Source organism: Flavobacterium psychroterrae (assembly GCF_018380615.1).
GTDB lineage: Bacteria > Bacteroidota > Bacteroidia > Flavobacteriales > Flavobacteriaceae > Flavobacterium > Flavobacterium psychroterrae.
In genome coordinates this window covers 1-24206 of the sequence record NZ_JAGYVZ010000011.1, presented here as the reverse complement: position 1 = coordinate 24206, position 24206 = coordinate 1, and the positions used below count along the sequence as shown (strand labels likewise).

General features: G+C 33.0%; 24 protein-coding genes and 2 tRNA genes. 14 read left to right on the top strand and 12 right to left on the bottom strand.

The window, feature by feature from the left end; genetic code table 11:
• Positions 1–2 precede the first annotated feature (2 nt).
• Both KHA90_RS12665 and KHA90_RS12660 read left to right on the top strand, forming a co-directional pair.
• Positions 3–1352 (top strand): O-antigen ligase family protein, encoded by a 1350-nt coding sequence (locus KHA90_RS12665; RefSeq protein WP_213300369.1) that lies wholly within the window; start codon positions 3–5, stop codon positions 1350–1352.
• A 59-nt stretch (positions 1353–1411) separates the two neighbouring features.
• Positions 1412–2806: a sugar transferase gene (locus KHA90_RS12660; protein WP_213300352.1), complete on the top strand. Its 1395-nt coding sequence runs from the start codon at positions 1412–1414 to the stop codon at positions 2804–2806.
• Between the two features lies 1 nt (position 2807).
• Here KHA90_RS12660 and KHA90_RS12655 read toward each other — a convergent pair whose 3' ends face one another.
• Positions 2808–3944, bottom strand: coding sequence for a lipoprotein N-acyltransferase Lnb domain-containing protein (locus KHA90_RS12655; protein WP_213300349.1), 1137 nt, complete (start codon positions 3942–3944; stop codon positions 2808–2810).
• A gap of 36 nt (positions 3945–3980) precedes the next feature.
• The gene (locus tag KHA90_RS12650) at positions 3981–5048 is read right to left on the bottom strand and encodes a putative type IX sorting system protein PorV2 (RefSeq protein ID WP_449536186.1); all 1068 of its coding nucleotides are present in this window, start codon (positions 5046–5048) and stop codon (positions 3981–3983) included.
• Between the two features lie 256 nt (positions 5049–5304).
• Here KHA90_RS12650 and KHA90_RS12645 point away from each other — a divergent pair, with 256 nt between their 5' ends.
• Together KHA90_RS12645 and KHA90_RS12640 are read left to right on the top strand one after the other, a co-directional pair.
• A complete protein-coding gene (locus tag KHA90_RS12645) occupies positions 5305–6036 on the top strand; it encodes a CDP-alcohol phosphatidyltransferase family protein (protein WP_213300346.1) in 732 nt (243 codons plus the stop codon).
• A 10-nt stretch (positions 6037–6046) separates the two neighbouring features.
• The gene (locus KHA90_RS12640; protein WP_213300327.1) at positions 6047–6904 is read left to right on the top strand and encodes a glycoside hydrolase family 25 protein; all 858 of its coding nucleotides are present in this window, start codon (positions 6047–6049) and stop codon (positions 6902–6904) included.
• Positions 6905–6977: 73 nt separating this feature from the next.
• Here the strand turns inward: KHA90_RS12640 and lptB are convergent, their stop codons facing one another.
• The 4 genes from lptB to KHA90_RS12620 form a co-directional block, all read right to left on the bottom strand.
• On the bottom strand, positions 6978–7718 hold the full coding sequence (gene lptB / locus KHA90_RS12635; RefSeq protein WP_029272155.1) for an LPS export ABC transporter ATP-binding protein: 741 nt from the start codon (positions 7716–7718) through the stop codon (positions 6978–6980).
• A 219-nt stretch (positions 7719–7937) separates the two neighbouring features.
• A complete protein-coding gene (locus KHA90_RS12630; protein ID WP_213300324.1) occupies positions 7938–8291 on the bottom strand; it encodes a carboxymuconolactone decarboxylase family protein in 354 nt (117 codons plus the stop codon).
• Positions 8284–9099 (bottom strand): twin-arginine translocase subunit TatC, encoded by an 816-nt coding sequence (gene tatC, locus KHA90_RS12625; RefSeq protein ID WP_213300321.1) that lies wholly within the window; start codon positions 9097–9099, stop codon positions 8284–8286. Before tatC ends, KHA90_RS12630 begins: the two co-directional genes overlap by 8 nt.
• A complete protein-coding gene (locus KHA90_RS12620) occupies positions 9099–10064 on the bottom strand; it encodes a KpsF/GutQ family sugar-phosphate isomerase (RefSeq protein WP_213300306.1) in 966 nt (321 codons plus the stop codon). Before KHA90_RS12620 ends, tatC begins: the two co-directional genes overlap by 1 nt.
• An 87-nt stretch (positions 10065–10151) precedes the next feature.
• Between KHA90_RS12620 and recQ the strand changes: the two genes are divergently transcribed.
• Positions 10152–12347 carry a DNA helicase RecQ gene (recQ, locus tag KHA90_RS12615; RefSeq protein WP_213300303.1) on the top strand — a complete coding sequence of 732 codons (2196 nt, stop codon included), beginning with the start codon at positions 10152–10154 and terminating at the stop codon, positions 12345–12347.
• Positions 12348–12446: 99 nt separating this feature from the next.
• On the opposite strand, the gene KHA90_RS12610 is transcribed toward recQ, so the two are convergent.
• Positions 12447–12683, bottom strand: a complete 237-nt coding sequence (locus KHA90_RS12610; protein ID WP_213300300.1) for a hypothetical protein — start codon at positions 12681–12683, stop codon at positions 12447–12449.
• A 306-nt stretch (positions 12684–12989) separates the two neighbouring features.
• Between KHA90_RS12610 and KHA90_RS12605 the strand changes: the two genes are divergently transcribed.
• Together KHA90_RS12605 and KHA90_RS12600 are read left to right on the top strand one after the other, a co-directional pair.
• Complete coding sequence (locus KHA90_RS12605; RefSeq protein ID WP_213300297.1) at positions 12990–14549, top strand: NAD(P)/FAD-dependent oxidoreductase; 1560 nt, start codon at positions 12990–12992, stop codon at positions 14547–14549.
• A gap of 7 nt (positions 14550–14556) precedes the next feature.
• Positions 14557–15648 carry a DUF6630 family protein gene (locus tag KHA90_RS12600; protein WP_213300294.1) on the top strand — a complete coding sequence of 364 codons (1092 nt, stop codon included), beginning with the start codon at positions 14557–14559 and terminating at the stop codon, positions 15646–15648.
• A gap of 282 nt (positions 15649–15930) precedes the next feature.
• On the opposite strand, the gene KHA90_RS12595 is transcribed toward KHA90_RS12600, so the two are convergent.
• The 5 genes from KHA90_RS12595 to msrB form a co-directional block, all read right to left on the bottom strand.
• Entirely contained in the window at positions 15931–16890 is a 960-nt protein-coding gene (locus tag KHA90_RS12595) for a quinone oxidoreductase family protein (protein WP_213300291.1), read from the bottom strand.
• 282 nt (positions 16891–17172) lie between these two features.
• Positions 17173–17682 carry a hypothetical protein gene (locus tag KHA90_RS12590; protein WP_213300288.1) on the bottom strand — a complete coding sequence of 170 codons (510 nt, stop codon included), beginning with the start codon at positions 17680–17682 and terminating at the stop codon, positions 17173–17175.
• 69 nt (positions 17683–17751) lie between these two features.
• Entirely contained in the window at positions 17752–19155 is a 1404-nt protein-coding gene (locus KHA90_RS12585) for an aminopeptidase P N-terminal domain-containing protein (protein WP_213300285.1), read from the bottom strand.
• A gap of 220 nt (positions 19156–19375) precedes the next feature.
• The gene (gene msrA / locus KHA90_RS12580) at positions 19376–19993 is read right to left on the bottom strand and encodes a peptide-methionine (S)-S-oxide reductase MsrA (protein ID WP_213300268.1); all 618 of its coding nucleotides are present in this window, start codon (positions 19991–19993) and stop codon (positions 19376–19378) included.
• Between the two features lie 16 nt (positions 19994–20009).
• Positions 20010–20564: a peptide-methionine (R)-S-oxide reductase MsrB gene (gene msrB, locus KHA90_RS12575; protein ID WP_213300252.1), complete on the bottom strand. Its 555-nt coding sequence runs from the start codon at positions 20562–20564 to the stop codon at positions 20010–20012.
• 296 nt (positions 20565–20860) lie between these two features.
• Here msrB and idi point away from each other — a divergent pair, with 296 nt between their 5' ends.
• The 7 genes from idi to KHA90_RS12540 all read left to right on the top strand — a co-directional run bounded on the left by idi (position 20861) and on the right by KHA90_RS12540 (position 23966).
• The gene (gene idi / locus KHA90_RS12570) at positions 20861–21388 is read left to right on the top strand and encodes an isopentenyl-diphosphate Delta-isomerase (protein ID WP_213300234.1); all 528 of its coding nucleotides are present in this window, start codon (positions 20861–20863) and stop codon (positions 21386–21388) included.
• Between the two features lie 23 nt (positions 21389–21411).
• Positions 21412–21822, top strand: coding sequence for a 6-carboxytetrahydropterin synthase (locus KHA90_RS12565; RefSeq protein WP_213300231.1), 411 nt, complete (start codon positions 21412–21414; stop codon positions 21820–21822).
• A gap of 3 nt (positions 21823–21825) precedes the next feature.
• Positions 21826–22284, top strand: coding sequence for a peroxiredoxin (locus KHA90_RS12560; protein WP_213300215.1), 459 nt, complete (start codon positions 21826–21828; stop codon positions 22282–22284).
• A gap of 58 nt (positions 22285–22342) precedes the next feature.
• The gene (locus tag KHA90_RS12555) at positions 22343–23311 is read left to right on the top strand and encodes a type I phosphomannose isomerase catalytic subunit (RefSeq protein WP_213300212.1); all 969 of its coding nucleotides are present in this window, start codon (positions 22343–22345) and stop codon (positions 23309–23311) included.
• 57 nt (positions 23312–23368) lie between these two features.
• Entirely contained in the window at positions 23369–23635 is a 267-nt protein-coding gene (locus tag KHA90_RS12550; protein WP_213300209.1) for a hypothetical protein, read from the top strand.
• Positions 23636–23713: 78 nt separating this feature from the next.
• Positions 23714–23787, top strand: a tRNA-Thr gene (locus KHA90_RS12545).
• 105 nt (positions 23788–23892) lie between these two features.
• Positions 23893–23966 (top strand) — tRNA-Thr (locus KHA90_RS12540).
• Positions 23967–24206 lie beyond the last annotated feature (240 nt).

The window sequence follows — 24206 nt, the reverse complement described above, 5'->3', positions numbered from 1 at the left end:
TAATGAAAAAACTTTCTTTATCATATAATCTTCTGCTTTTAATTCATGCAATTATTGCAATAGTAATATTTGCTGCACCTTTTTTGTCTCGGATATATGCTTTGGCAATTATAATTATTGGTTTTTTTATCGTCTATAAATCTAAAAATAAAAATAATGAGGTTATATTGATTTCGGCTTATTTAGTTGGTGTTGAGGTTTTTTTGCGAATGACTGGAGGTAATTTTAATAATGAGTTTGTCAAAACAAGTGTTATTTTTTTTATGTTATTAGGCATGATCTATAGTAATTTCTCGACAAATGCATTTATATATTGGTTCTTTTTAATTTTATTAATACCGGGAATTTTAATAACTTCTACGGTAATTAATTATGATGTAGATATAAAAAAATCATTAGTTTTTAATTTATCAGGACCAGTATGTTTGGCGATCTCATCAATTTACATGTTCAAAAGAAGAATTTTATTTTCTGATTTGCAAAATATAGTAGTCGCAATGGGATTGCCAATTGTTAGTACAACTATTTATTTGTTTTTATTTAATCCCAGTGTAAAAGATGTCGTAACCGGAACACAATCTAATTTTGAAACTTCGGGAGGATTTGGTCCTAATCAGGTTTCTACGGCTCTTGGTTTAGGAATGTTTGTTTTTTTTACGCAACTAATATTATTCTCAAAAACAAAAAAAGTAATCTTAATAAATGGAGCTCTATTAATTTTTATCACCTATAGAGGAATTGTAACTTTTTCAAGAGGAGGGGTTATAACCGCTGTAGTGATGATTGTTTGTTTATTATCGTTATTGTATCTTTTTTCAAATGCCAAAGGCAAAAGTAAGTTTGTATGGGTTTTTATTCTAACAGCCTTAATGGGAATTGGTGTTTGGACGTATTCTTCTTTACAAACTAACGGACTTATAGAAAAACGATATGCAAATCAGGATGCTGCCGGAAGAACGAAGAAAGATCGTTTAGGTGGTAGAGAAGAAATAATGGGAGAAGAGCTTACTATTTTTTTGGATAATCCAATTTTAGGAATTGGAGCCGGAATGGGAAAACAAATCCGAAAAGAAACATTTGGTGAAGAGGCTGCTTCACATAATGAAGTTACACGTATGTTAAGTGAACATGGTTTATTTGGGATTTTTGGTCTTATAATACTTTTTATAACTCCTTTTGTTGTCTACATCAATAATAAACAACATTTATATTTTCTGTCCTTTTTTGTCTTTTGGATGTTGACTATAAATCACGCTGCAATGCGAACTGCCGCCCCAGCTTTCGTCTATGCATTATCTCTTCTTTTAGTACAAGTTAAAATTCCTGAAAAAGAAAAAAATTCTGTAGACTAAGTCTTATTTTTTATAATACATTTGCCTCAAGTTTAAGCCCCCTAAACCAATTGAATAAAATGTTTTCTAACAACAAAATGCACTTCGAAATTTCGGAAAGAAGAATATTGCTTCTTGTTTTTGATGCTGTTTTTATTTTATCAGCTTTATATATATTAAGTTTAATATTCGATTATAATTACTTTGTTTTTGATTCAGGTAATTTTTTAAGTATCGTTTTGCTTCTCAGTTATGTATATATTTTTGGCGTTATATTTGAAATGTATAATTTACAGGTTGCAAGTAATCAGCTTCAAATACTTCAAAGTGTAATGTTTACAACTACAGCTACAAGTTTAGCGTATTTGTTTACTCCCATTTTATCTCCTGAGTTGCCCAAACAAAGACTAATTATCTTTATATTCTACTTTACTATTCTTGGTACATTATTGATTTGGCGTTTGTTTTATGTTTACTTTCTGGCGTCACATCGTTTTTCTCAAAATGTTGTTTTGATATGCGACCAAAATCAAGTTGAAGAATTAGTTTTAGGATTAGAAAGTGTTGATCCGCATTATAAAATAATTGGTTTTGTAAATTCAGATTCAGTTTCTGAAGAAGATCTGGATTTTCATTATGTAAAAGAAATTAAAAAGAATGATTTTGAAGATTTTGTAATCAAAAATCAGGTTTCTGAAATTGTGATTGCTTCTCAAAAAACAGATGGAATTACAGCCGATTTATACCAGCAATTACTTCACTTATTAGAATCCGGAAATGTCATTCGTGAATATACCCAGGTTTATGAAAGTAAAACCCAGCGGATTCCGGTACAATATATTGCGAGAGATTTTTATCGATTTTTTCCCTTTAGCAGAAGTAATAGCAATAGACTTTACCTCTTTTTAGTGCGGTCTATGGAGTTTTTCTTTTCGGTTACAGGTTTATTAATTTGCGCAGTTTTTATTCCTTTAATTTTTATTGCAAACATTTTTGCCAATAAAGGAACATTGTTTTACACTCAGGAACGTGTTGGCAAAAACGGAATCATTTTCAAAATATATAAGTTTAGAACAATGATTGAAAACTCAGAAGTTAACGGCGCTGTTTTTGCAACTTCAAATGACAGGCGAATAACTCCTTTTGGAAAAATGATGCGTAAATCCAGAATCGATGAATTACCGCAGTTTTTCAATGTTTTAATAGGAGATATGGCAGTCATTGGACCAAGACCAGAAAGACCATTTTTTGTTGAAGAAATAGCCCGTGTAATGCCTTTTTATGAAACAAGGCATGTTATTAGACCAGGACTTACTGGTTGGGCGCAGGTTAATTATTCGTATGGAGAATCTATTGAAGAGAGTTTGATAAAATTGCAATACGATTTATATTACATCAAACACCGAAGCATATTTCTGGATTTGAGTATTACTTTTAAAACCATTACTACCGTTTTATTTTACCGCGGACAATAATTTAGATAATAATTGGAATACGTTTTTTATTTCGAATTGCTACTCTTACTAAAACAAATCCGCTTGTTATGATCATGGGCAGCACAATAAAAAAGTGCACTTTATTAATCATAAAAATTCCGTAAACTATCAGGAAAAGCAAATGTAAAACGGCAAAACGATATGTCCATCTTTTGTTTTTTATTATAGATAGAAAAATCAAAATCAATAATAAAGGACTAAATAATAATACATTATAATTCATTGCCAGTTCTTGGTGAAACGAATAAAATCCCATCAAAACAAAAAATAAACCTATTAAAGACAAAATCAAAAGATAGATTTTGTCCACTATTTTGTTGTGTGCCAAAACAACAAATCCAAGAATAAATAAATAAGTATAAATGTTATTCCACCATGAACCTGGTGTTTCTTTTTCAAAGCTGAGTAATGTTTTAGTTTTGTCAACTAAAGGATGATTTTGATAAGTGATTTTTTCTAAGCTGTTCTTTAATTCAAACGGCAGGAAAATTTTGGTTCCTAATTGATCTACTTTTGTTCCAAAAATAATACTTGTTCCCAGTTGATCATAAAAATGTCCATCAAAATAAGGGAATAAAATAGAGCGGTAAGTTTTATCTGTTTCTCCTTTTTTTACAATTACGTTTTCTTCTAAACTAAAATTAATGACATTTACTACCATCGAAGTACAGTTTTTATCAATAAATTTATAAGTGTAAGATCGGTTTTCCGGAAGTAGAGAAGTATTTAAATTATCAAAAAGCTTTTGTTTCGAATCTTGAGAAATAATTAATTCCTGTTCAAAAACACTTCTTTTGTCGTAGTTATAATCGTTTATAAAATCAGAAAAAGAGCTTACAACTGCAAAATAATCTAAATCTCCTTTAGCAAATTTGGCAACAAAGTTTGGAGTCCTAAAATCAAAATTTCCATAATTATATACGACATCAATATTATTTGCAGGATCAGCAACCCTAATTGCAGTGTGACCAAAATAAGAATAGGTTTCATTACCTAATCCGCAAGTAATAACGCTTATTTTTGCTTCTTTAGATAAAGGCAAACTTTGGCTAAAGCCCATAAAACTTAGTAAGAATAGTAAACTAAAAAGTGTTTTTTTGAAAATGACATTTTTCATAATTTAAAATTTTAAAAAGTTTATGATGTTATAATTTTATCTAAAGATACCTAAATCCACTTTCAAAGAGAATATATTGGAATATAAAGCAGTACTTTGATTTCCTAAATCTGTTAAAGCGTAGTCAACCTGAACACCTTTGTATTTAAAACCAAGACCAATATTAGGTTGGAAATTAACTTTTTCAGTGTTATCTAATTGCGTAACATTTTGGAAATTTCCCGCTCCTGCTCTTAAAAATACAAGATCAGTATATCCAAATTCAAATCCTACAGCAGGATCAATACTAACCGCTTTTGTAGAAATAATATCGTTAGTTTGTTCAAAACGCATATTCAGGTTAGTAGCCACTAAAAGACTGTAATCATTATGAAATTCAAATTTTCTTGATACTCCTAATTGTGCTTTTGGTAACGTTATTTCGGTACTTTCAGGCAATTCATTATTTTCTCCAGGAATGGCATTCGCAATTTTCGCATATTCTTCTTCATCGATATTCCAGACATTATAAGTGGTCGTAATATCGCGAAGCATTAATCCGAATTTCCAATTGTTCCTTTCAAACTGAAGTCCAACATCAAAACCAAATCCCCATGAATTTGCAAATTTCCCAATAATTCTTCTGATTATTTTTGCGTTTACGCCATATTGAAGTCCTTCAACAGGTAATTTTCTGGCGTATGAAAAAGTAAAACCATAATCAGCGGTCGAGAATAAACTGATTCTGTTGTAATCAATATTTCCCTGATTATCGATTAATTGTGTCGTATCAAGAATGTCATCAACACCAAAACGGATCATCGAAATTCCCCACGCACTTCTGTCATCGATCGGGCTTGCATATCCTATATAATCATATTGTGCAATATTCGCAAAATAATTCGCGTGCATCAATGATATCTGATGATCTTCGAGATTGGTCAAACCAGCCGGATTCCAGTAAACAGAATTGACATCATTTGTAGAAGCAACAACGGCACTCGACATTCCTAATGCGGCAGCGTCGACGCCAATATTCATAAATTCATTCGAATATTTCCGAACGGTTTGCGCATACTGTAACGTACAACTCCATAATAATAAAAGCACAAAGATTTTCTTCAACGGATATTTTTTAGCAAACCGAAGTCTGTTTTAATTTTTACCAAAAATATAATATTTTACTCAGCAAATTTATTCCTTTTGATAAATAATGCAAAAGTCAGAATTTCAGATAAAAAACTCTTTTAAAGACGTTTTAGTAATTTCCGTTTTAGTATGGTAATCATTTTTTACGTTTTGGTAATAATTTTTATTACTAATAGTAATAATTGTCAGTTATTATGCGAAATTTGTCGTTGCAAAAATAAAACTATAAAACATGAATATTAAAAAGCACATCCCTAATTTAATCACATTAATCAATTTATTTTGTGGTTGTATCGCAGTTGTTTTTATTTCTAAAGCTTTAGAAACTGGTGATTCTTCTAATTACGAATTCGCTTTTTACTTTGTTTGTTTAGGAATCTTTTTTGATTTTTTTGATGGTTTTTTTGCCCGATTATTTAAAGTATCAAGTCCGCTTGGTTTGCAGTTAGATTCTTTGGCAGATATGGTAACCAGCGGTGTCGCGCCAGGTTTTGTTATGTATAGTTTGTTTCTAAACAGTGCACATGAATTAGGAACAAATCCTGCTATTCCGTTTTTAGGATTTATAGTGACTTTGGGTTCTTGTTATCGATTGGCAAATTTTAATATTGATACACGTCAAACCGACTCATTTATTGGATTACCAACTCCTGCAAATGCACTTTTTATTTTAAGTTTACCTCTGGTGTTGAAATTTTCAGATTCTTTATTGATGCTCGAAATTTTAACGAATCAATGGGTTTTACTACTAATTACTTTATGTAGTGCTTACATTCTAAATGCCGAAATTCCATTATTTGCATTAAAAGTCAAGAAATTCACGGTAAAGGATAACGTACTTCAAATAGTATTTTTATTGATTTCGTTACTTTTGGTAATCACTCTTCAATACTTAGCGATCCCATTAATCATAATTTTTTATGTACTATTATCGGTTGTGAATAATATGTTTTTGAAAAAGTAGTTTTATCCGAATGGCAAAAAAAACGACGCGGCGAACTTCTTATTCCCGCAAATCTCAACCAATCCGATCTGTTTTCAGTAAGATGATTCGCTTTATTGTATTCTCTTTTTTGTTATTGATTTTATTCGCAGCAGTTTATCATTATCGTAATGGACTGGCATATTATCTTGGCTTTAAATCAAGTAAAGTATTAGATGAAGATGCGGTTGATAAACACCTTTCGGATGTTCGAAATATTCAGGTTCTTGAAAATCATAAAGGAAAAGTAATTGGAATTGATGTATCTGAATTTCAGGGAAAAGTAGAATGGGACGAAGTTGAAATTTTAGAAGAAAAATATCCGGTTCAATTTGTTTTTGTTCGCGCCACAGCGGGAAATGATCGTGTTGACAAACAATTTAAAAAAAATTGGGAAGGCGCAAAAGAACATAAAATAATACGCGGAGCTTATCATTATTATCGTCCGAATGAGAATTCTATTGAGCAGGCAAATCTTTTTATTAAAACGGTTAAATTGCAAAAAGGCGATTTGCCACCCGTTTTAGATATCGAAAGATTGCCTAAAAACCAACCTTTGGATAGTTTAAAAAAAGGATTAAAACGCTGGCTTACTAAAGTTGAAGCACATTATCAGGTTCGTCCAATAATTTATACCGGCGAACGTTATTATGCTGATTTCTTGAAAGAAGAATTTGGAGAATATTTATTTTGGATAGCCAACTACAACTTCTATAGAGAAAAAATTGAAGATGATTGGCTTTTTTGGCAATTTACAGAAAAAGCGTCTTTGCCGGGAATCAAACATAGAGTTGATGTCAATATTTATAACGGAGATATAGAGCAATTGCAATTTATAACCGTCGACTAGTCTTTAGTCGCGGTTTACAGTCTCAGTTTGAAAACTGAAAACTGTAAACTGCGACTGTAAACTGTATACTTTCTTAAAATTCAAGTTTCTTTTTACGAAGTTCAAAGTTTTGACCTAAATAAACTCTACGCACCATTTCATCCTCTACTAATTCTTCAGGAACTCCGGCTTTCAGAATTCCTCCTTCAAACATCAAGTATGTTTTATCGGTAATTGCTAAAGTTTCCTGAACGTTGTGGTCCGTAATCAAAATCCCGATATTTTTATTTTTTAACTGAGCAACAATTCTCTGAATATCCTCAACCGCAACAGGGTCAACTCCCGCAAAAGGCTCATCTAATAAAATAAATTTTGGATCTGTTGCTAATGCACGCGCAATTTCGGTACGACGGCGTTCTCCTCCGGAAAGTAAATCTCCTCGGTTTGTGCGAATATGTTCTAAGCTGAATTCTTCAATTAAACTTTCCATTTTTGCAATCTGTTCTTCTTTTGAAAGTTTAGTCAATTGCAAAACGCTTAAGATATTATCTTCAATACTTAATTTTCTAAAAACAGAAGCTTCTTGTGCTAAATAACCAATTCCTTGTTGAGCACGTTTATACATTGGATAATCTGTAATATTCAAATCATCCAAATAGATATTACCTTGATTTGGTTTTACCAATCCTACAATCATATAGAATGAAGTCGTTTTTCCGGCACCATTTGGTCCCAAAAGCCCAACAATTTCCCCTTGATTTACTTCAACAGAAATTCCTTTTACAACGCTGCGACCTTTATAGGTTTTGATTAAATTATCGGCTCTTAGCTTCATTTGTTCAATTAGATAATGTGAAAATTAGATAATGAGATAATTAAAAAATTCCTCACTTCAATTTATAATGGATTAGAAGGGACAAATTAAAAGTAAAATAATCAATCAGATAAATGAATTAACATATTATTGCATTTTCAAAATCATCTAATTGAATATGCGTAAAATAATAATTAGAGCATTTCAAGAAATTATCTGATTATCAAATTGGCACATTTTCTAATTTGCAGCTTCTTCTTCAAGAGCTTCCCAGAATTCATAAGCTCTGCGTAAATGCGGTACTACAATTGTTCCTCCAACAAGAGTTGCGATTCCCATTGCTTCCATCATTTCTTCTTTAGTAACACCTTCTTTATGGCTTGTTTCTAAGTGGTATTTTACGCAGTCATCACAACGTAAAACTGCCGAAGCAACTAATCCTAAAAGTTCTTTGGTTTTTACATCAAGAGCTCCCGCTGCATAAGCATTCGTGTCAAGATTAAAAATTCGCTTTACAATTTTGTTATTATCAGCGAGTAATTTTTCGTTCATTTTAGAACGATAGTCATTAAATTCTTGTATGATATCAGACATTTTCTTTTAATTTATTTTTATAAACAATCCTTGAAATCAGGATACTTATTTCGTAGATAATCAACATTGGTATTGCAACAATAGTTTGGCTCACAACGTCTGGAGGTGTTACAATGGCTGCGATAATTAAAATAATTACGACAGCATATTTCCAGTATTTTCTTAAAAAACCAGGAGTTACAAGTCCTAATTTAGTTAAGAAATAAATAATAATAGGCAATTCAAAAAATAATCCACTAGCGAGAATACTTGTTTTTACCATGCCCATATAAGATTCTATTGTAAATTGATTTACCACCATTTCACTAATCGAGAAGGTAGCCACGAAATTTACCGACATTGGAATTACAATATAATATCCAAATACAACGCCACAGAAGAAAAGTAGAGAAGAAGTGAAGATGAATAGCTTAGCATTTTTTCTTTCTTTTTCATATAAAGCCGGACTGATAAATTTCCAAAGTTCATATAAAATATAAGGAAAACTCAGGATAAAACCAGCCAGAATACACATCCATACAAAGATGTTTACCTGACCTTCCATTTCGGTATTCTGAATAATGAAATTCAATTTAGTGATACAAATACTATCAGCAAAACCTAGCTGATGTGATAAGTCGCAAAACCATACATAGGTAAAAAAAGAGGGTCTTGTTGGGCCCAAAATAATTTCATCAAATAAATAATCACTTATAAAATAAGTAACAAATGCCATAATACATATTGCAATTGTACTTCTAACTAATAACCATCTTAATTCTTCAAGATGGTCTAAAAATGACATCTCGCCAAGGTTTTTCTTTGCCATTATACGATTCCTTCTTTTAAAATGTCATGTAAATGTAGTACTCCTTTGTACTCGCCGTTGTCTGCAACAATCAGTTGCGTAATCGAAAAATCTTCTAAAATATTTAAGGCGTCAACCGCCATAGTTTCCGAAGACACTAATTTAGGATTTCTTGACATAATATCCTTCGCAGTTAAGTCAGCAATAGTATCTACGTCATTTAGCATTCTTCGGATGTCTCCATCGGTAATAATTCCAATTATTTTATCATCTTCAATTACAGCTGTAACGCCCAAACGTTTTTCTGAGATTTCAAAAATAACTTTTTTAACCGAAGTATCCGGAGCCACCATTGGTTTTAACGAATGTTCAATCATATCTTTTACGCGAAGTAATAATTTTTTTCCAAGAGCTCCGCCTGGATGATATACGGCAAAATCTTCGGGTTTAAAATCACGCATTTCCATTAGACAAACCGCAAGAGCGTCACCCATAACAAGTTGTGCCGTTGTGCTATTTGTTGGTGCTAAATTTATCGGGCAGGCTTCCATTTCAACCGTTGTGTTCAGGACATAGTCAGAACCTTTCGCTAAAGACGAAGTTATATTTCCGGTAATGGCAATTAAAATGTTTCCGAAGCGTTTTAATAATGGTACCAAAACTTTTATTTCAGGACTGTTTCCGCTTTTCGAAATGCAAATAATGATATCCTCTTTTTGGATCATTCCCAAGTCGCCATGAATGGCTTCTGAAGCATGAAGAAACATAGAAGGCGTTCCTGTAGAGTTAAAAGTGGCGACCATTTTTTGAGCGATAATAGCGCTTTTTCCGATGCCTGTAACGATCAAACGACCTTTGGTTTCGTAAATGCGTTGCGTTGCTTCGTAAAAATTTTCGTCTAAAAAATCAATTAGCTTTGTAATTGCTTCACTTTCAGAGAGTATGGTTTTTTTGGCGATCGCCAATATATTTTCTTTTGTGATCAAAACAGAATATTTAAAATTTGTATGTATAAAAGAAAGTTGTATCTTTATGTGTTGCAAATTTATACAAAATATCCATTAATATAAAGAATGAATTCAAACGAAATTGAAATACACAAGGAATTAAAGAAGTATTTCGGCTTTAGCCAATTTAAGGGTTTGCAGGAGCAAGTCATTACGAGTATTTTAGGTCAGACAAATACATTCGTAATCATGCCTACTGGCGGTGGAAAGTCCCTTTGTTATCAATTACCCGCTTTAATTCAGGAGGGAACAGCTATCGTTGTTTCTCCTTTGATTGCTCTAATGAAAAATCAGGTAGATGCGATCAGAAGCCTTTCTTCGGAAAACGGAATTGCACATGTCTTAAATTCCTCTCTTACCAAAACGGAAATTGCACAAGTTAAAAAAGATATTACTTCCGGATTAACCAAACTTTTATATGTTGCTCCAGAATCTTTAACAAAAGAAGAATATGTAGCTTTTTTACAAAGTGTGCCTATTTCGTTTGTTGCAATTGATGAAGCGCATTGTATTTCAGAATGGGGTCATGATTTTAGGCCGGAATATAGAAATCTGAAAAATATTATAAAACAATTAGGTCAGGTGCCAATTATTGGACTTACCGCAACTGCAACTCCAAAAGTTCAGGAAGATATTCTTAAAAACCTGGACATGTCTGATGCAAATACTTTCAAAGCATCATTCAACAGACCGAATCTATACTACGAAGTTCGTACAAAAACTAAAAACATAGAATCGGATATTATTCGATTTATCAAACAACATAAAGGCAAATCCGGAATTATTTACTGCTTAAGCCGTAAAAAAGTAGAATCGATTGCCGAAGTTTTACAAGTAAACGGAATCAGCGCCGTTCCTTATCATGCAGGTTTAGATGCAAAAACACGCGCCAAACATCAGGATATGTTTCTGATGGAAGATGTAGATGTAGTTGTTGCAACAATTGCCTTCGGGATGGGAATCGATAAACCAGATGTTCGTTTTGTAATTCATCATGATATTCCAAAATCATTAGAAAGTTATTATCAGGAAACTGGTCGCGCCGGACGTGATGGAGGCGAAGGACATTGTTTGGCTTATTACTCCTATAAAGATGTAGAAAAGCTGGAAAAATTCATGTCAGGAAAACCAGTTGCAGAACAAGAAATTGGTTTTGCCCTTTTGCAGGAAGTTGTAGCTTACGCCGAAACCTCAATGTCACGCAGAAAATTTTTATTGCATTATTTTGGTGAAGAATTTGACGGTGAAACCGGAGAAGGTGCAGATATGGACGACAACGTTCGTAATCCTAAAAGTAAAGTTGAAGCGAAAGATCAGGCGGTTAAATTACTGGAAATTGTTCGCGATACAAAACATATTTATAAGTCAAAAGAAATTGTATTTACTTTAATAGGTAGAATAAATGCAGTAATTAAAGCACATAAAACTGATATACAATCGTTTTTTGGATCAGGCTCCAGTCATGACGAAAAATATTGGATGGCATTATTGCGACAAGTTTTAGTTGCAGGTTATTTATCAAAAGATATTGAAACCTATGGCGTGGTAAAAATTACCAAAGAAGGTTTGGACTTTATTGAAAATCCAGTTTCGTTTATGATGTCTGAAGATCATGAATACAATGAATCTGAAGACGAAGCAATCGTAACCGCCGCAAAATCATCAGGAACTGCCGATGAAGTTTTAATGGGAATGTTGCGTGAACTACGTAAAAAAGTAGCCAAAAAACTTGGAGTTCCTCCGTTTGTTGTTTTTCAGGATCCTTCTCTTGAAGATATGGCTTTGAAATATCCAATCACTTTAACTGAATTATTCAATATTCATGGAGTTGGTGAAGGAAAAGCTAAAAAATACGGAGCAGATTTTGTGACCTTAATTAATCGTTATGTTGAAGATAATGATATCGTTCGACCAGACGATTTAGTGGTAAAATCTACAGGAGTAAATTCTGCCAATAAACTATATATCATTCAAAATATAGATCGAAAATTATCACTCAAAGATATTGCTTCTGCAAAAGGTCTTTCGATGGATGCTTTGATCAAAGAAATGGAAATGATTGTTTATGCCGGTACAAAGCTAAATATCAAATATTGGGTCGATGATATGCTAGATGAAGATCAGCAGGAAGAAATTCACGATTACTTCATGGAATCAGAATCTGATAAAATCGAAGACGCTCTTAAAGAATTCGATGGCGATTATGATATCGACGAATTGCGCTTAATGCGAATCAAGTTTATTAGTGAAGTTGCGAATTAAAAAAGTTTACAGTCTCGGTTTACAGTTTTTACTGAGACTGAAAACTGAGACTTATAAGATAATTAATGGTCACTGTAAACTGTAAACTGCGACTGAAAACTACTCAAAAACTTCCCCACGATGCGGTTTTAAAACATCTCTTACCTGAATCATATTTTCATCAGTGACAACCATAAAAGCGGTTGCATGCATTTCGTTTATGATTTTAAAACCAGTAATATTTAGCGGAAGCTTTTCAATAGCGATATATTCTTTCAGATGGATTTCATGATGTTCAGCCGTTTTTTCAGAAGCCGGACCACGAAAATCCCAAATCAATTTTATTTTTCTAGACATTTTTTTTGAGGTACAAAGGTTGAGAGGTACAAAGGTACAAAGTCTTTCTTAGCAAGATTAATAACTTACTGTAGAATTAAGCACAATTTTTTTTTAAAAGTTGGTGTTTAATATACACACAAAGTTTTTATTTTCTTTGCGCCTTAGCGACGTTGCCCGATTAAAAAAATAAAGCTTTGCGAACTTTGCTTATATCTTTATAAATCTGTGTGCAAATTTTACAGTAAACATAAAATCTCATTTCAAAATAGTATTTTTGCATCTTCTTTTCACAAATAGAAAAGCTAATAGAATAAATAAAACACAATGCCAAGAGAACTTTTACTTCAGGTAACTCCAGAAATAGCAGCAGACGAATTGTTGCTAAAAGACTATTTGTCTAAACAAATAAAGGTTTCTCCTAAGGAAATTCAACATATTACTATTTTAAAACGATCAATTGATGCACGCCAAAAAGCGATAAAAATCAATTTGAAAGTAATCATCTATTTACAAGGCGAGCCTTTTCAGGAAAATAAAATCGAGCTACCTATATATAAAGACGTTTCTTCGGCTCAGGAAGTGATTGTTGTTGGAGCAGGTCCAGCCGGACTTTTTGCTGCTTTGCAATTAATTGAATTGGGCTTAAAGCCAATTGTAGTTGAACGCGGAAAAGATGTTCGTGGTCGCCGTCGTGATTTAAAAGCAATAAACGTAGATCATTTAGTAAACGAAGATTCTAATTATTGTTTTGGCGAAGGCGGAGCAGGAACATATTCTGATGGAAAATTATATACGCGTTCTAAAAAACGTGGTGATGTAACCAGAATCTTAGAACTTCTGGTAGCTTTTGGTGCTTCCGAAGATATTTTGGTGGAAGCTCATCCACATATTGGAACTAATAAACTACCTAAAATCATAGAAGATATTAGAAATAAAATCATCGAATTTGGTGGTCAGGTTTTATTTGATACACGAGTAACCGACATTTTGGTAAAAAATAATGAAGTTGAGGGAATTGTAACCCAAAACGGAGACAAGATTCTTTCTAGTAAATTGATTTTGGCAACCGGACATTCAGCGCGGGATATTTTTGAATTACTGGATAAAAAGAAAATTTTTATCGAAGCCAAACCTTTTGCTTTAGGCGTTCGAGCAGAACATTCACAAGAATTAATAGATAGTATTCAATACAGCTGTGATTATCGCGGCGAACATTTGCCACCGGCACCATATTCTATTGTAAAACAAGTTAACGGTCGCGGAATGTATTCATTCTGTATGTGTCCGGGAGGGGTAATTGCACCTTGTGCGACAAGTCCAGGCGAAGTGGTTACAAACGGTTGGTCACCATCAAAACGTGATCAGGTTACGGCAAATTCAGGAATTGTAATCGAATTAAAATTAGAAGATTTTAAACCTTTTGCAAAATTTGGAGCTTTAGCAGGAATGGAATTCCAAAAAAGTATCGAACAAAAAGCATGGCATTTGGCGGGAGAAACTCAAAAAGTTCCGGCACAAAGAATGGTCGATTTTACCCAAAATAAAGTTTCTGCAGATATTCCGAAAACATCCTATGTTCCCGGAACAACTTCGGTAGAAATGGGACAAGTTTTTCCCGGTTTTCTATCGCAGATTTTACGCGAGGGTTTTATGGAATTCGGAAAATCAATGCGTGGTTATTTGACAAATGAAGCAATTTTACATGCGCCGGAAAGCAGAACTTCGTCTCCGGTTAGAATTCCGAGAGATCCAATAAGTTACGAACACTTGCAAATAAAAGGTTTATATCCTTGTGGGGAAGGAGCAGGTTATGCCGGCGGAATTATATCAGCAGCGATTGATGGTGAAAAATGTGCCTTAATGATCGCAGAAACTTTAAAATAAGATATTCATGAAAGATTTCTTTTCTAATTTATTTGGCAGAAATAATGATCCAAAATCTATAGTTTCTTTTGATGTTATGGATGCTATATACACAAAACTGTATAATGAGATAAATAATTTTGAATTTAAAATTCAGGGAATTCATGATACGGTTTTGGTTAATTTGTATTCATTTCCAGGTTCATTTGATTATAAAGAAGCGCAAGATGAAATTAAGAATTCAGGTTTAAAAAATGCTTATGGAGTTTTAAATGAATTGTATAAAAAAATAGATATTGGACCAGTTACTGAAGAGCAAATGCTTCAGGAATTAGAATTCGATTATATTCATATTCAGTTTTACACAGAGCCGACTCCCGAAGTAAAAAAATACCTGAAACATGTTTTGCATAATTTCGTTATCTTTTTTTGTTGCACGAATAGTTTAGAAACAAATGATTTCAAAATATTATATAGCGGCGGTCATTTTATAAATTACACCAAAGGAATATTAGAAACGCAATCAATTGATATAAAAGATCCAAAAACTGATATTCAGAAAATAGGTTTTAAAGAGTTCGAGAAAGTCTTACAGGGAATTTGTGAATACTTAAATATTGAATTACCTGAAAGTATTCAACTTCCGTCGCAGGGAAAATTAATTCCGGAAGAAGTTGAAGTTACTCAGGAAACTTTTGAGGAGTTTATTCAATTAGTTTCAAGAGGAAATGTAGAAGAAAAACTGATTAAAAAACAATCAAAAAAGCTTTTAAAGAATTTTAAAAAAGAGAATAAAGAATATCACGAAATAATTCAGGGTCAATGGGATTTTTTTGAAAGTATCGATTGCTGGAACAGCGATTGGAAATTTGATCCCGAAGATGCAGAATATTTCATCTCAGAAATGATTGGCGAAGATCTTAATTTCAACTATCCGGAAGAAACCTATAGTCATGATTTGTTTCCTTACATACAAACGGCTTTAGAAAAAAGGAATCTTGAATTAATGACTTATGATACGCAAGGAGATAATTATTTGTTTTTTGTAGCAAATAAAGAAGATGTTGGCAGGATTTTACAATTATCTGAATTGACAAAAATTGAAGTGAATCAGTTGTAGGGTTGGATTGAATTTTTAACGAAGCGAGATTGTGGATAAGTACGCGGATGAAACTGATTCGCTAAAGCGAAAACGCGGATAAAAACAGATTTTTATGCTTATTGTTTGTCAAAATAAAAATCTGCTCAATCTGCTCAATCTGCTCAATCTGCAAAATCTGCGAGAGATAAAAAAAAATACCCTATCAAAAATATTTGTTTTATCATGGAAAACAGAATGACAAGATCGCGGGAAAACTGAGACTGACAACTGCGACTGAAATTTTACAACCAGATTTATTCTCTACGGAATCAAAATAATTTTCCCAGTACTTTTTCGGCTTTCCAGATAGTCATGCGCTAATTTACCTTCGGATAATTTGAAGGAAGTTGGTGTTGAAAGTGTAATTTTTCCTTCGATAGTCCACTGGAATAACTCACTGGATCTTTTAATTCTTTCTTCTTTAGAATTTAAATAACTCCATAAATCTCCTCCGGTTAAAGTTTTGGATGTATCCATTAACATTCTCGGATCTACAGGTTCAGGATCTCCACCCGCCATTCCGAAGAAAACGACTTGACCGCATTCTTTGGTGACTTTGAAGCTATCTGTTAGAGTACTTCCGATACTGTCATAAACGACATCAACGCCTTTTGGAATTACCTTGAAAATATCTGATTTCCAATCTTCATTATATAGAAATACGTGATCTGCACCTTGTTCAATGGCAACTTTTGCTTTGTCAGGCGATGAGGTTAAACCAATAACATTTGCGCCTAAAAGTTTGCTGATTTGAGTTAGAAATTGTCCAACTCCGCCAGCAACTGCATGAATTAATACGGTTTCGTCTTTGGCAGTTTTATGACTGTCAGTCGCTAAATAATGTGCTGTTAAACCTTGTAGTAAAATAGAAGCTGCGGTCTCAAAAGAAATAGCTTCTGGCAAAGGAAGAACATGATTTATATTCACGGCAACCAACTCTGCGTTTGCAAAAGGAACATCGGCGAAAGCCACACGGTCGCCAATTTTATATTCAGGGTGATTATTTGCGTCTACTACAATTCCGGCACCTTCATAACCGGCAATAAATGGCGGATTTCCTTTCAGGTGATAATTTCCTTTTCGTCTGTAAACATCAGCAAAATTTAATCCGATGGCTTTCATCTCGACTAAAATTTCATCGCTTTTTAATTCCGGATTAGGGATTTCTATATATTCTAAAACATCAGAATTCCCGAAAGAAGAGAAGGTAAGTGCTTTCATTTTTAAATTGAATTATGGAATACAAAGTACGGGAAAATTAAAAATTATGTTTGTCAGCTGGTATTGGATTAGGTTTTAAGATGCAATCTTATTTTTGATCTCATTTAGGGCTAAGAGTTATTTTCAACATAAAAGCCACCACAAAGTAAAATAATTCAATTTTCCATCTTTAAAATAAAATAGAAAAGCATCGTCATTTAATTCTTTTAAATAAAATCTAAATCTTACCACGTTTGGATTTTCTGTAGTTTCCATTTTTGAATTCGGAAATTTACTTCTAAATTAATTTAATGTGGTATTTTTGTTCAGTATTATATTGTGTGAAATAATTTTAAAAGAATTATTATCAGCAAAACCGGTATCAAATAATACGATATGGTTATTGGTGGCAAACTCAATATTTTTACTATATATTGTTGTTATTTCTCCATTAAATTTATCAAATACCCCTGTTTCTCGATCTTTCTCTCCGTAAGTTTTAGTCATCCATTCTCTGTCTATCCAATCAAACGGACTTCCACATTCCCAAATCCGTGTTTTTGTAGAATCAATGTGAGTATAAATCGATTCAAATTCTACTTTAGACAATATTACTCTATGATCATTGATTAAGACGTTTTTGATCGTAATAAATTTTAAATCATAAATAGACTTATTGCCAAATTTTGTTTTTGCTATTGATGGGCTGACGCTCTCTTTATTAATTGATTTTTTAAACTCTTTTTCTTCTTTATTATGGTTATTACAAGCTGTTAATATTGTGAAAAGGAATAAAAATAAATATTTTTTCATTTGTTTAATGATTTTTTTTTTTTTTTTTTTTGGTTTTTGAACATAGAGGTTCGCCGGACAATATCTACATTATATTTTAGGAAATTTCATTTCATTAAAAGTACTTTTTTGCGTTGCCAATTTTTCAACATCCTGCCATTTTCTTGGAGACTCTACAGATAAATTTTCATATGAATCTTTTGTGATCGCGATATCATCTTCGATACGAACGCCAATATTCCACCATTTTTTATCGCATTTGCTATTTGCCGGAATGTAGATTCCAGGTTCAACAGTCAGGATCATGTTTTCTTTTAGATTGCCCATATAATTTCCTTTGTCATGAACATCTAAACCAAGAAAATGCGAACATCCATGTGGATAATAAATTCTAACATCTTTGGGATCTGTAATAATACCGAGTTTGATTAGACCTTCAGCGACAACTTCTTTTGATTTTTGGGTCAAATTCTGGATTGGAGTTCCGGGTTTGCAAATTTTAAAAACTTCTTCCTGCGCTTCATAAACTAGTTGATAAATGGCTTTTTGCTCTTCGGTAAATTTTCCGTTTGCTGGAATTGTTCTCGTAACATCAGCGGAATAACCGTGATATTCTGATCCTACATCCATCAATAATAACTGATTGTCGATTTTTGTGGAGTTGTTTTCTCCATAATGTAAAATGCATCCATTTGCTCCGGCACCTACAATTGGCGGATAACCTTCACCTTCGGCACCATAATGTCTGTGAATGTAGGCGTGAATTCCATCAGCTTCGTTTTCGCTCATATCTGGTCCAACTGCTTTCATGACTTCGTTGTGAGCAATGCAGGAAAGTTTGACTGTTTTACGCATTAAATCCATTTCTTCGGGAGTTTTTATTTCTCGAAGTGAGTTTGTAATATTTGTAAATAAATCTATTGAAGTTTTATCTTCATTTGTAATTCCGGCTTTGGTTTTAAAGGTTTCTAATAATCCATAAAGATCAAATCCGCTTTTATCGTTGCCGATATCGGTTGGGATTTTATCATAAATTATTTTGTCGAATTTTTTTAAATCAATTGCAAAATCTTTAAAGTCTTTTCCGTTATAAACAGTAGTAATTCCTAGTTTAGATTTTCCGCCATCAACTCCTAAACGTCTTCCTGTCCACATTTCGCGAGAAGCATTTTTTTCTCGGACAAAAAGAATTTCGTTGTATTTTTCGGTTCCTTGTGCTTCTTTAAAAACAAATAAAACCGCATCCGGTTCTTTGTATCCTGATAAATAATACATATCAGGATTTTGGTGGAAATTATAGTTGATGTCTTTTGAAAAAACTCTTTCGGGATAAGAAAAAATTACGGCAACTGAATTTGTGGGCATTAAACTTCTAAAAGCTTCTCTGCGACCTTTATGAAATTCTTTAGAGAGATAATCTGTGGGTAAATTTTCCTGAGAATGAATTTGTGAATTTGAAATTAATAAGGCAAAGAATAATAATAATTGCTTCATTTGTTGGTTTTTGATGATTGATTTTTATTTTTTAGTCGATGCAAATTACAAAAAATATGAATTGAATTTAGGAAAGAGTTTGCCACGAATTACGCGAATTATCACGAATCATTTTTTAAACTTTTTGCAAAAAGAAATTAGTGTAATTCGTGGCAAAAAAACACAAAAAAACCGTTCATTTTCATGAACGGCAACTATTATTAACCAATATAAAAGTCTGTTATTTCTTTTTTAGTTTGTCTTTAAAGACTTTTTCGAATTTTTCAATTTTTGGCTGAATTACCATTTTGCAATACGGCTGATTTTTATTGTTTGCATAATAATTCTGATGATAATCTTCGGCTTTATAAAAAGTTTTAAAAGGTTCTACTTTTGTCACAATAGGACTGCTGTAGACTTTTGCTTTGTTTAATTCGGCAATAATACTTGTAGCAGCATTTTTCTGTTCGGCATTTTTGTAGAAAATCACAGAACGATATTGCGTTCCCACATCAGCACCTTGTCGGTTTAAAGTTGTAGGATCGTGAACGGTAAAGAAAACCTTGAATATTTCATTAAGATCGGTTTTTGTTTTGTCGTAAGTAATCTGAACTACTTCGGCGTGACCGGTTGTTCCTGTGCACACTTCTTCATAAGTTGGGTTGGCAACTTTTCCTCCGGCAAAACCGGAAACTACAGATTTTACTCCGTCTAGATTTTCATAAACAGCTTCAACACACCAATAACAACCTCCGCCAAGCGTAATAGTTTCAAAGTTTGAAGTGTTTTTTGCTGTAGCACTTTGTGCAAATCCGTTTAGGGAGAATGCTAAAATGCAAATCAGAAATATATTTTTCATTTTCTTATTGTCTTAATTATTTAGTGTCAGGAACAAAGTCAAGTGCAATCGAATTCATGCAATAACGTTTTCCGGTTGGTTCAGGGCCATCATCAAATAAATGTCCTAAATGTCCGCCGCAACGGCCGCATAAAGCTTCGATTCTTTCCATTCCAAGAGTATTGTCATTTTTATATACTACGCTTTTTTTGTTGTCTTGTTCAAAAAAGCTTGGCCATCCGCAGCTGCTTGCAAATTTAGCGCCGGATCTAAAAAGTTTATTGCCGCATGAAGCGCAATAGTAAGTTCCTTTTTCGTCTGTATTCCAGTATTTTCCTGTAAAAGGTCTTTCGGTATCTGCGTTACGCATTACGTCATAAACATCTTCCGGTAATACTTTTTTCCATTCGGCATCAGTAACGTTTAATTTTGTTGTATCAGTATTTGAATAATAAGGATTCCCTGGTTTCGTGATTTTGTTTTCCATGACAACTGTTTTGGTATTTTGTTTTTTTGCATTTTGTCCGCATGCCTGCAATATAAAAAGCGGAATTAAAAAGCAAAGGCTGAAGATTTGGGTTTTTGTTTTCATTTGTTTTTGAGTGCTTTAATTCTGTGATTCAAAGATACGACTAGAATTCGCCTTGAAATGTCGTGTACTTTACAATTGAGATTTTTTTAAGTATGTTTTAACTTTTCTTTATTTACGTAAAACAAAAGGTTATAGTTTTTAAGGCTTAATTTTTAAGGTTTTTTGAATCTCTTTATTTTGTATTTTGCTGCTAATCAAAATTTTGTAAAATGCAACGCTCGTTAAACTTTTCACAATCTCGCTTAGGATTTTCAAGCCATTTCTTTTTTCGTATTTTTGTTTGATCAATAATACCTATGATAGAAGAAAACGTAATATTAGTAAACCAAAACGACGAGCAAATTGGCTTAATGCCAAAATTAGAAGCACATGAAAAAGCAGTTTTACATCGCGCTTTTTCGGTTTTCATTTTAAATGATAAAAACGAAATCATGCTACAGCAGCGTGCTCACCACAAATATCATTCGCCTTTATTATGGACTAATACATGTTGCAGCCATCAGCGAGAAGGAGAAACAAATGTTGATGCCGGAAGCAGAAGATTGTTTGAGGAAATGGGTTTTAAAGCTGAATTGAAGGAACTTTTTCATTTTATTTATAAAGCGCCATTTGATAACGGTTTAACTGAGCATGAATTAGACCACGTTATGATAGGATATTACAATGATAATCCTGCCATAAATCCTGAAGAAGTTGAGGATTGGAAATGGATGACAATTGAAGATGTAAAAGCAGATATTGAAAAACAACCCGAAATTTATACCGTTTGGTTTAAAATAATTTTTGATGAATTTGATCATTATTTAGAAGACCATAAAATTTAAACCCAGACTAACCAACAGCCAAAATGAAAGTAACCATATCAAGAAAAGCGCATTTTAATGCTGCACATCGATTGCACAGAAAAGATTGGACATCTGAAAAGAACAATGCTGTTTTTGGAAAATGCAATAATCCCAATTTTCATGGTCATAATTATGGTTTAACAGTAAGTGTTACAGGAAAAGTTGACCCTGAAACTGGTTTTGTTCTCGATGTGAAAGTATTAGCGGATATTATACTAGAAGAAGTAGAGATTCCGTTTGATCACAAAAACCTGAATCTGGATGTTCCGGAATTTCAGGATTTGAATCCAACTGCTGAAAATATAGCCGTTGTGATATGGAATAAAATTAGAAAAAGAATTCAACCCGATTTTGATCTGGAAATCGTTTTGAATGAAACGGACCGCAATTTTGTAACTTATAAAGGAGAATAATAAATGTCATTAAAAATAGGAGATATAGTTCCGAATTTTACTGCGAAAGATAGTCATGGAGAGGTTTTTGAAAGCCAAAATTTTTTGGGGCGAAAACCGCTAGTGATTTATTTTTATCCAAAAGATAATACACCAGGGTGTACAACCGAAGCTTGTAGTTTTAGAGATCAATACGAAGATTTTAAAGATTTAGGTGCGGAGGTTATTGGTATTAGCAGCGATAGTGTGAAATCGCATCATAAATTTGCTAATAAGCATCAATTGCCTTTTATCCTTTTATCTGATCAGGATAAAAAATTACGACACCTTTTTGGGGTTCGCGATAGTTTATTTGGTCTTTTACCGGGAAGAGTAACCTACGTAATTGACAGAAATGGTGTTGTTATTTTAATTTTTGACAGCATGAATGCCGGAAAACACATTCCGAAGGCGCTTGCCACAGTGAAAGAATTAGTATTGTAGAAGTAAAAAATAGTATCAGATTGATATTAGATTATTAAAGATATTAGCACGAAAAAACATGAATCCAAAATCATATCCTTTACAATTTGAACCTATCTTAAAAGATAGAATCTGGGGCGGCGAAAAATTAAAAACGTTGCTTAACAAACCAATTTCATCTAAGATAACCGGTGAAAGCTGGGAATTATCTACCGTTGATGGCGATGTAAGTGTTGTAGCAAACGGAGTTTTGAAAGGGAAATCATTGATGGAACTTATTGATGAAACACCAAACGAAATTCTGGGAACTAAAGTTTATAGTCGTTTTGGAAAACAATTTCCGTTGCTTTTTAAATATCTGGATGCACGAGAAGATCTTTCGATACAAGTACATCCAAATGATAAATTAGCAAAAGAGCGCCATAATTCTTTTGGTAAAACCGAAATGTGGTATGTAATGCAGGCGGATCCCGATTCCAGAATTATTGTAGGTTTTAAGGAAAATTCAAGTAAAGAAGAATATCTGAAACATTTAAATGATAAAACATTAGTTTCGATTTTAGATGATGTAAAAGCAAAAGCCGGTGATGTTTTCTTTCTGGAAACCGGAACTGTTCACGCTATTGGCGCAGGATTAGTTGTTGCCGAAATTCAGCAAACATCAGACATTACATATCGTTTGTATGACTTTGACAGAAAAGATGCTCAGGGAAATACCAGAGAATTGCATGTTGATTTAGCGCTTGATGCCATTAATTATAATAAGGTAGAAACTCAGAAAAAATATGAGACAAAACCGAATACTTCAAACGAAGTTGTGGATTGTCCTTATTTTACAACGAATTTTATTCCGTTGCAGGATAAAGTTGAAGTTGAAAAATCAGGAGAAACTTTTACGGTTTATATGTGTATCGACGGAAGTTTTGAAATTGAATATGACGGTTTCAAACAATCCTATATAAAAGGAGATACGGTTTTAGTTCCGGCTGAGATAAATGCATTTATTTTGAGCGGAAAAGCTTCTATTTTAGAAATTTACATTTCATAGCGCTTAATAAAAAGATTATATGTACTTTTGCAGTCGCAAATTAAAATTAAAAAGAAAATGGCAAACGTTAAGAATTTAAAGAAAGACATCAACTTCGTATTAGGAGATATTATAGAGGCAATTTACTTATTTGAAATGTCTACAACAGGAAATCCTACTCCGGAAACGAACACTTTGATCGATGAAGCTATCGCTGCTTTTGATACTTTGATCACAAAAGTGAATGCTAAAAACGTTGAAAACAAAAAAGCACACTTCAAACAAATCAATGTTGAATTGGAAGAAACTGCTAATCAATTGATTGCTAAAATCAACGAATTGTAAGCAAAAAAAAGTATAAAAAAGTGCAAATATATTTTGGTAAAACGAAAAACCGCTTTATATTTGCACCCGTAATGAGTCGCCAGCGTAGCTCAGTTGGCTAGAGCAGCTGATTTGTAATCAGCAGGTCGTGGGTTCGAGTCCCTCCGCCGGCTCAACATAAAACCATCACTTTTTAGTGGTGGTTTTTTAATAAAATTAAACGCAAATTTATTTTGGAAATTCAAAAAACCACTTTATATTTGCACCCGTAATGAGTCGCCAGCGTAGCTCAGTTGGCTAGAGCAGCTGATTTGTAATCAGCAGGTCGTGGGTTCGAGTCCCTCCGCCGGCTCAACGTAAAACCATCACTTTTTAGTGATGGTTTTTTTTTTTGGAATAAAGTCAAAAATAAATTCCAACTTTTTAAATTCCAAATTCCAATCTTGACGCAAAGGAGATTTTGTTGGATCAAGAACAAAACCTGGGGAGGAATGTCAAAATAAAATCAGAAATTTGCAATCTAAGAATTTGATATGACTCCTATAGATCTTTTAAAATTTATGCTTCCTGATTTTTTAGTAGAACATTTTGA

Coding starts and splice junctions, on each gene's coding strand:
- KHA90_RS12665 (WP_213300369.1), top strand. CDS start 3: ATGAAAAAACTTTCTTTATCATATAATCTTCTGCTTTTAATTCATGCA.
- KHA90_RS12660 (WP_213300352.1), top strand. CDS start 1,412: ATGTTTTCTAACAACAAAATGCACTTCGAAATTTCGGAAAGAAGAATA.
- KHA90_RS12655 (WP_213300349.1), bottom strand. CDS start 3,944: ATGAAAAATGTCATTTTCAAAAAAACACTTTTTAGTTTACTATTCTTA.
- KHA90_RS12645 (WP_213300346.1), top strand. CDS start 5,305: ATGAATATTAAAAAGCACATCCCTAATTTAATCACATTAATCAATTTA.
- KHA90_RS12640 (WP_213300327.1), top strand. CDS start 6,047: ATGGCAAAAAAAACGACGCGGCGAACTTCTTATTCCCGCAAATCTCAA.
- lptB (WP_029272155.1), bottom strand. CDS start 7,718: ATGAAGCTAAGAGCCGATAATTTAATCAAAACCTATAAAGGTCGCAGC.
- KHA90_RS12630 (WP_213300324.1), bottom strand. CDS start 8,291: ATGTCTGATATCATACAAGAATTTAATGACTATCGTTCTAAAATGAAC.
- tatC (WP_213300321.1), bottom strand. CDS start 9,099: ATGGCAAAGAAAAACCTTGGCGAGATGTCATTTTTAGACCATCTTGAA.
- recQ (WP_213300303.1), top strand. CDS start 10,152: ATGAATTCAAACGAAATTGAAATACACAAGGAATTAAAGAAGTATTTC.
- KHA90_RS12610 (WP_213300300.1), bottom strand. CDS start 12,683: ATGTCTAGAAAAATAAAATTGATTTGGGATTTTCGTGGTCCGGCTTCT.
- KHA90_RS12605 (WP_213300297.1), top strand. CDS start 12,990: ATGCCAAGAGAACTTTTACTTCAGGTAACTCCAGAAATAGCAGCAGAC.
- KHA90_RS12600 (WP_213300294.1), top strand. CDS start 14,557: ATGAAAGATTTCTTTTCTAATTTATTTGGCAGAAATAATGATCCAAAA.
- KHA90_RS12595 (WP_213300291.1), bottom strand. CDS start 16,890: ATGAAAGCACTTACCTTCTCTTCTTTCGGGAATTCTGATGTTTTAGAA.
- KHA90_RS12590 (WP_213300288.1), bottom strand. CDS start 17,682: ATGAAAAAATATTTATTTTTATTCCTTTTCACAATATTAACAGCTTGT.
- KHA90_RS12585 (WP_213300285.1), bottom strand. CDS start 19,155: ATGAAGCAATTATTATTATTCTTTGCCTTATTAATTTCAAATTCACAA.
- msrA (WP_213300268.1), bottom strand. CDS start 19,993: ATGAAAAATATATTTCTGATTTGCATTTTAGCATTCTCCCTAAACGGA.
- msrB (WP_213300252.1), bottom strand. CDS start 20,564: ATGAAAACAAAAACCCAAATCTTCAGCCTTTGCTTTTTAATTCCGCTT.
- idi (WP_213300234.1), top strand. CDS start 20,861: ATGATAGAAGAAAACGTAATATTAGTAAACCAAAACGACGAGCAAATT.
- KHA90_RS12565 (WP_213300231.1), top strand. CDS start 21,412: ATGAAAGTAACCATATCAAGAAAAGCGCATTTTAATGCTGCACATCGA.
- KHA90_RS12560 (WP_213300215.1), top strand. CDS start 21,826: ATGTCATTAAAAATAGGAGATATAGTTCCGAATTTTACTGCGAAAGAT.
- KHA90_RS12555 (WP_213300212.1), top strand. CDS start 22,343: ATGAATCCAAAATCATATCCTTTACAATTTGAACCTATCTTAAAAGAT.
- KHA90_RS12550 (WP_213300209.1), top strand. CDS start 23,369: ATGGCAAACGTTAAGAATTTAAAGAAAGACATCAACTTCGTATTAGGA.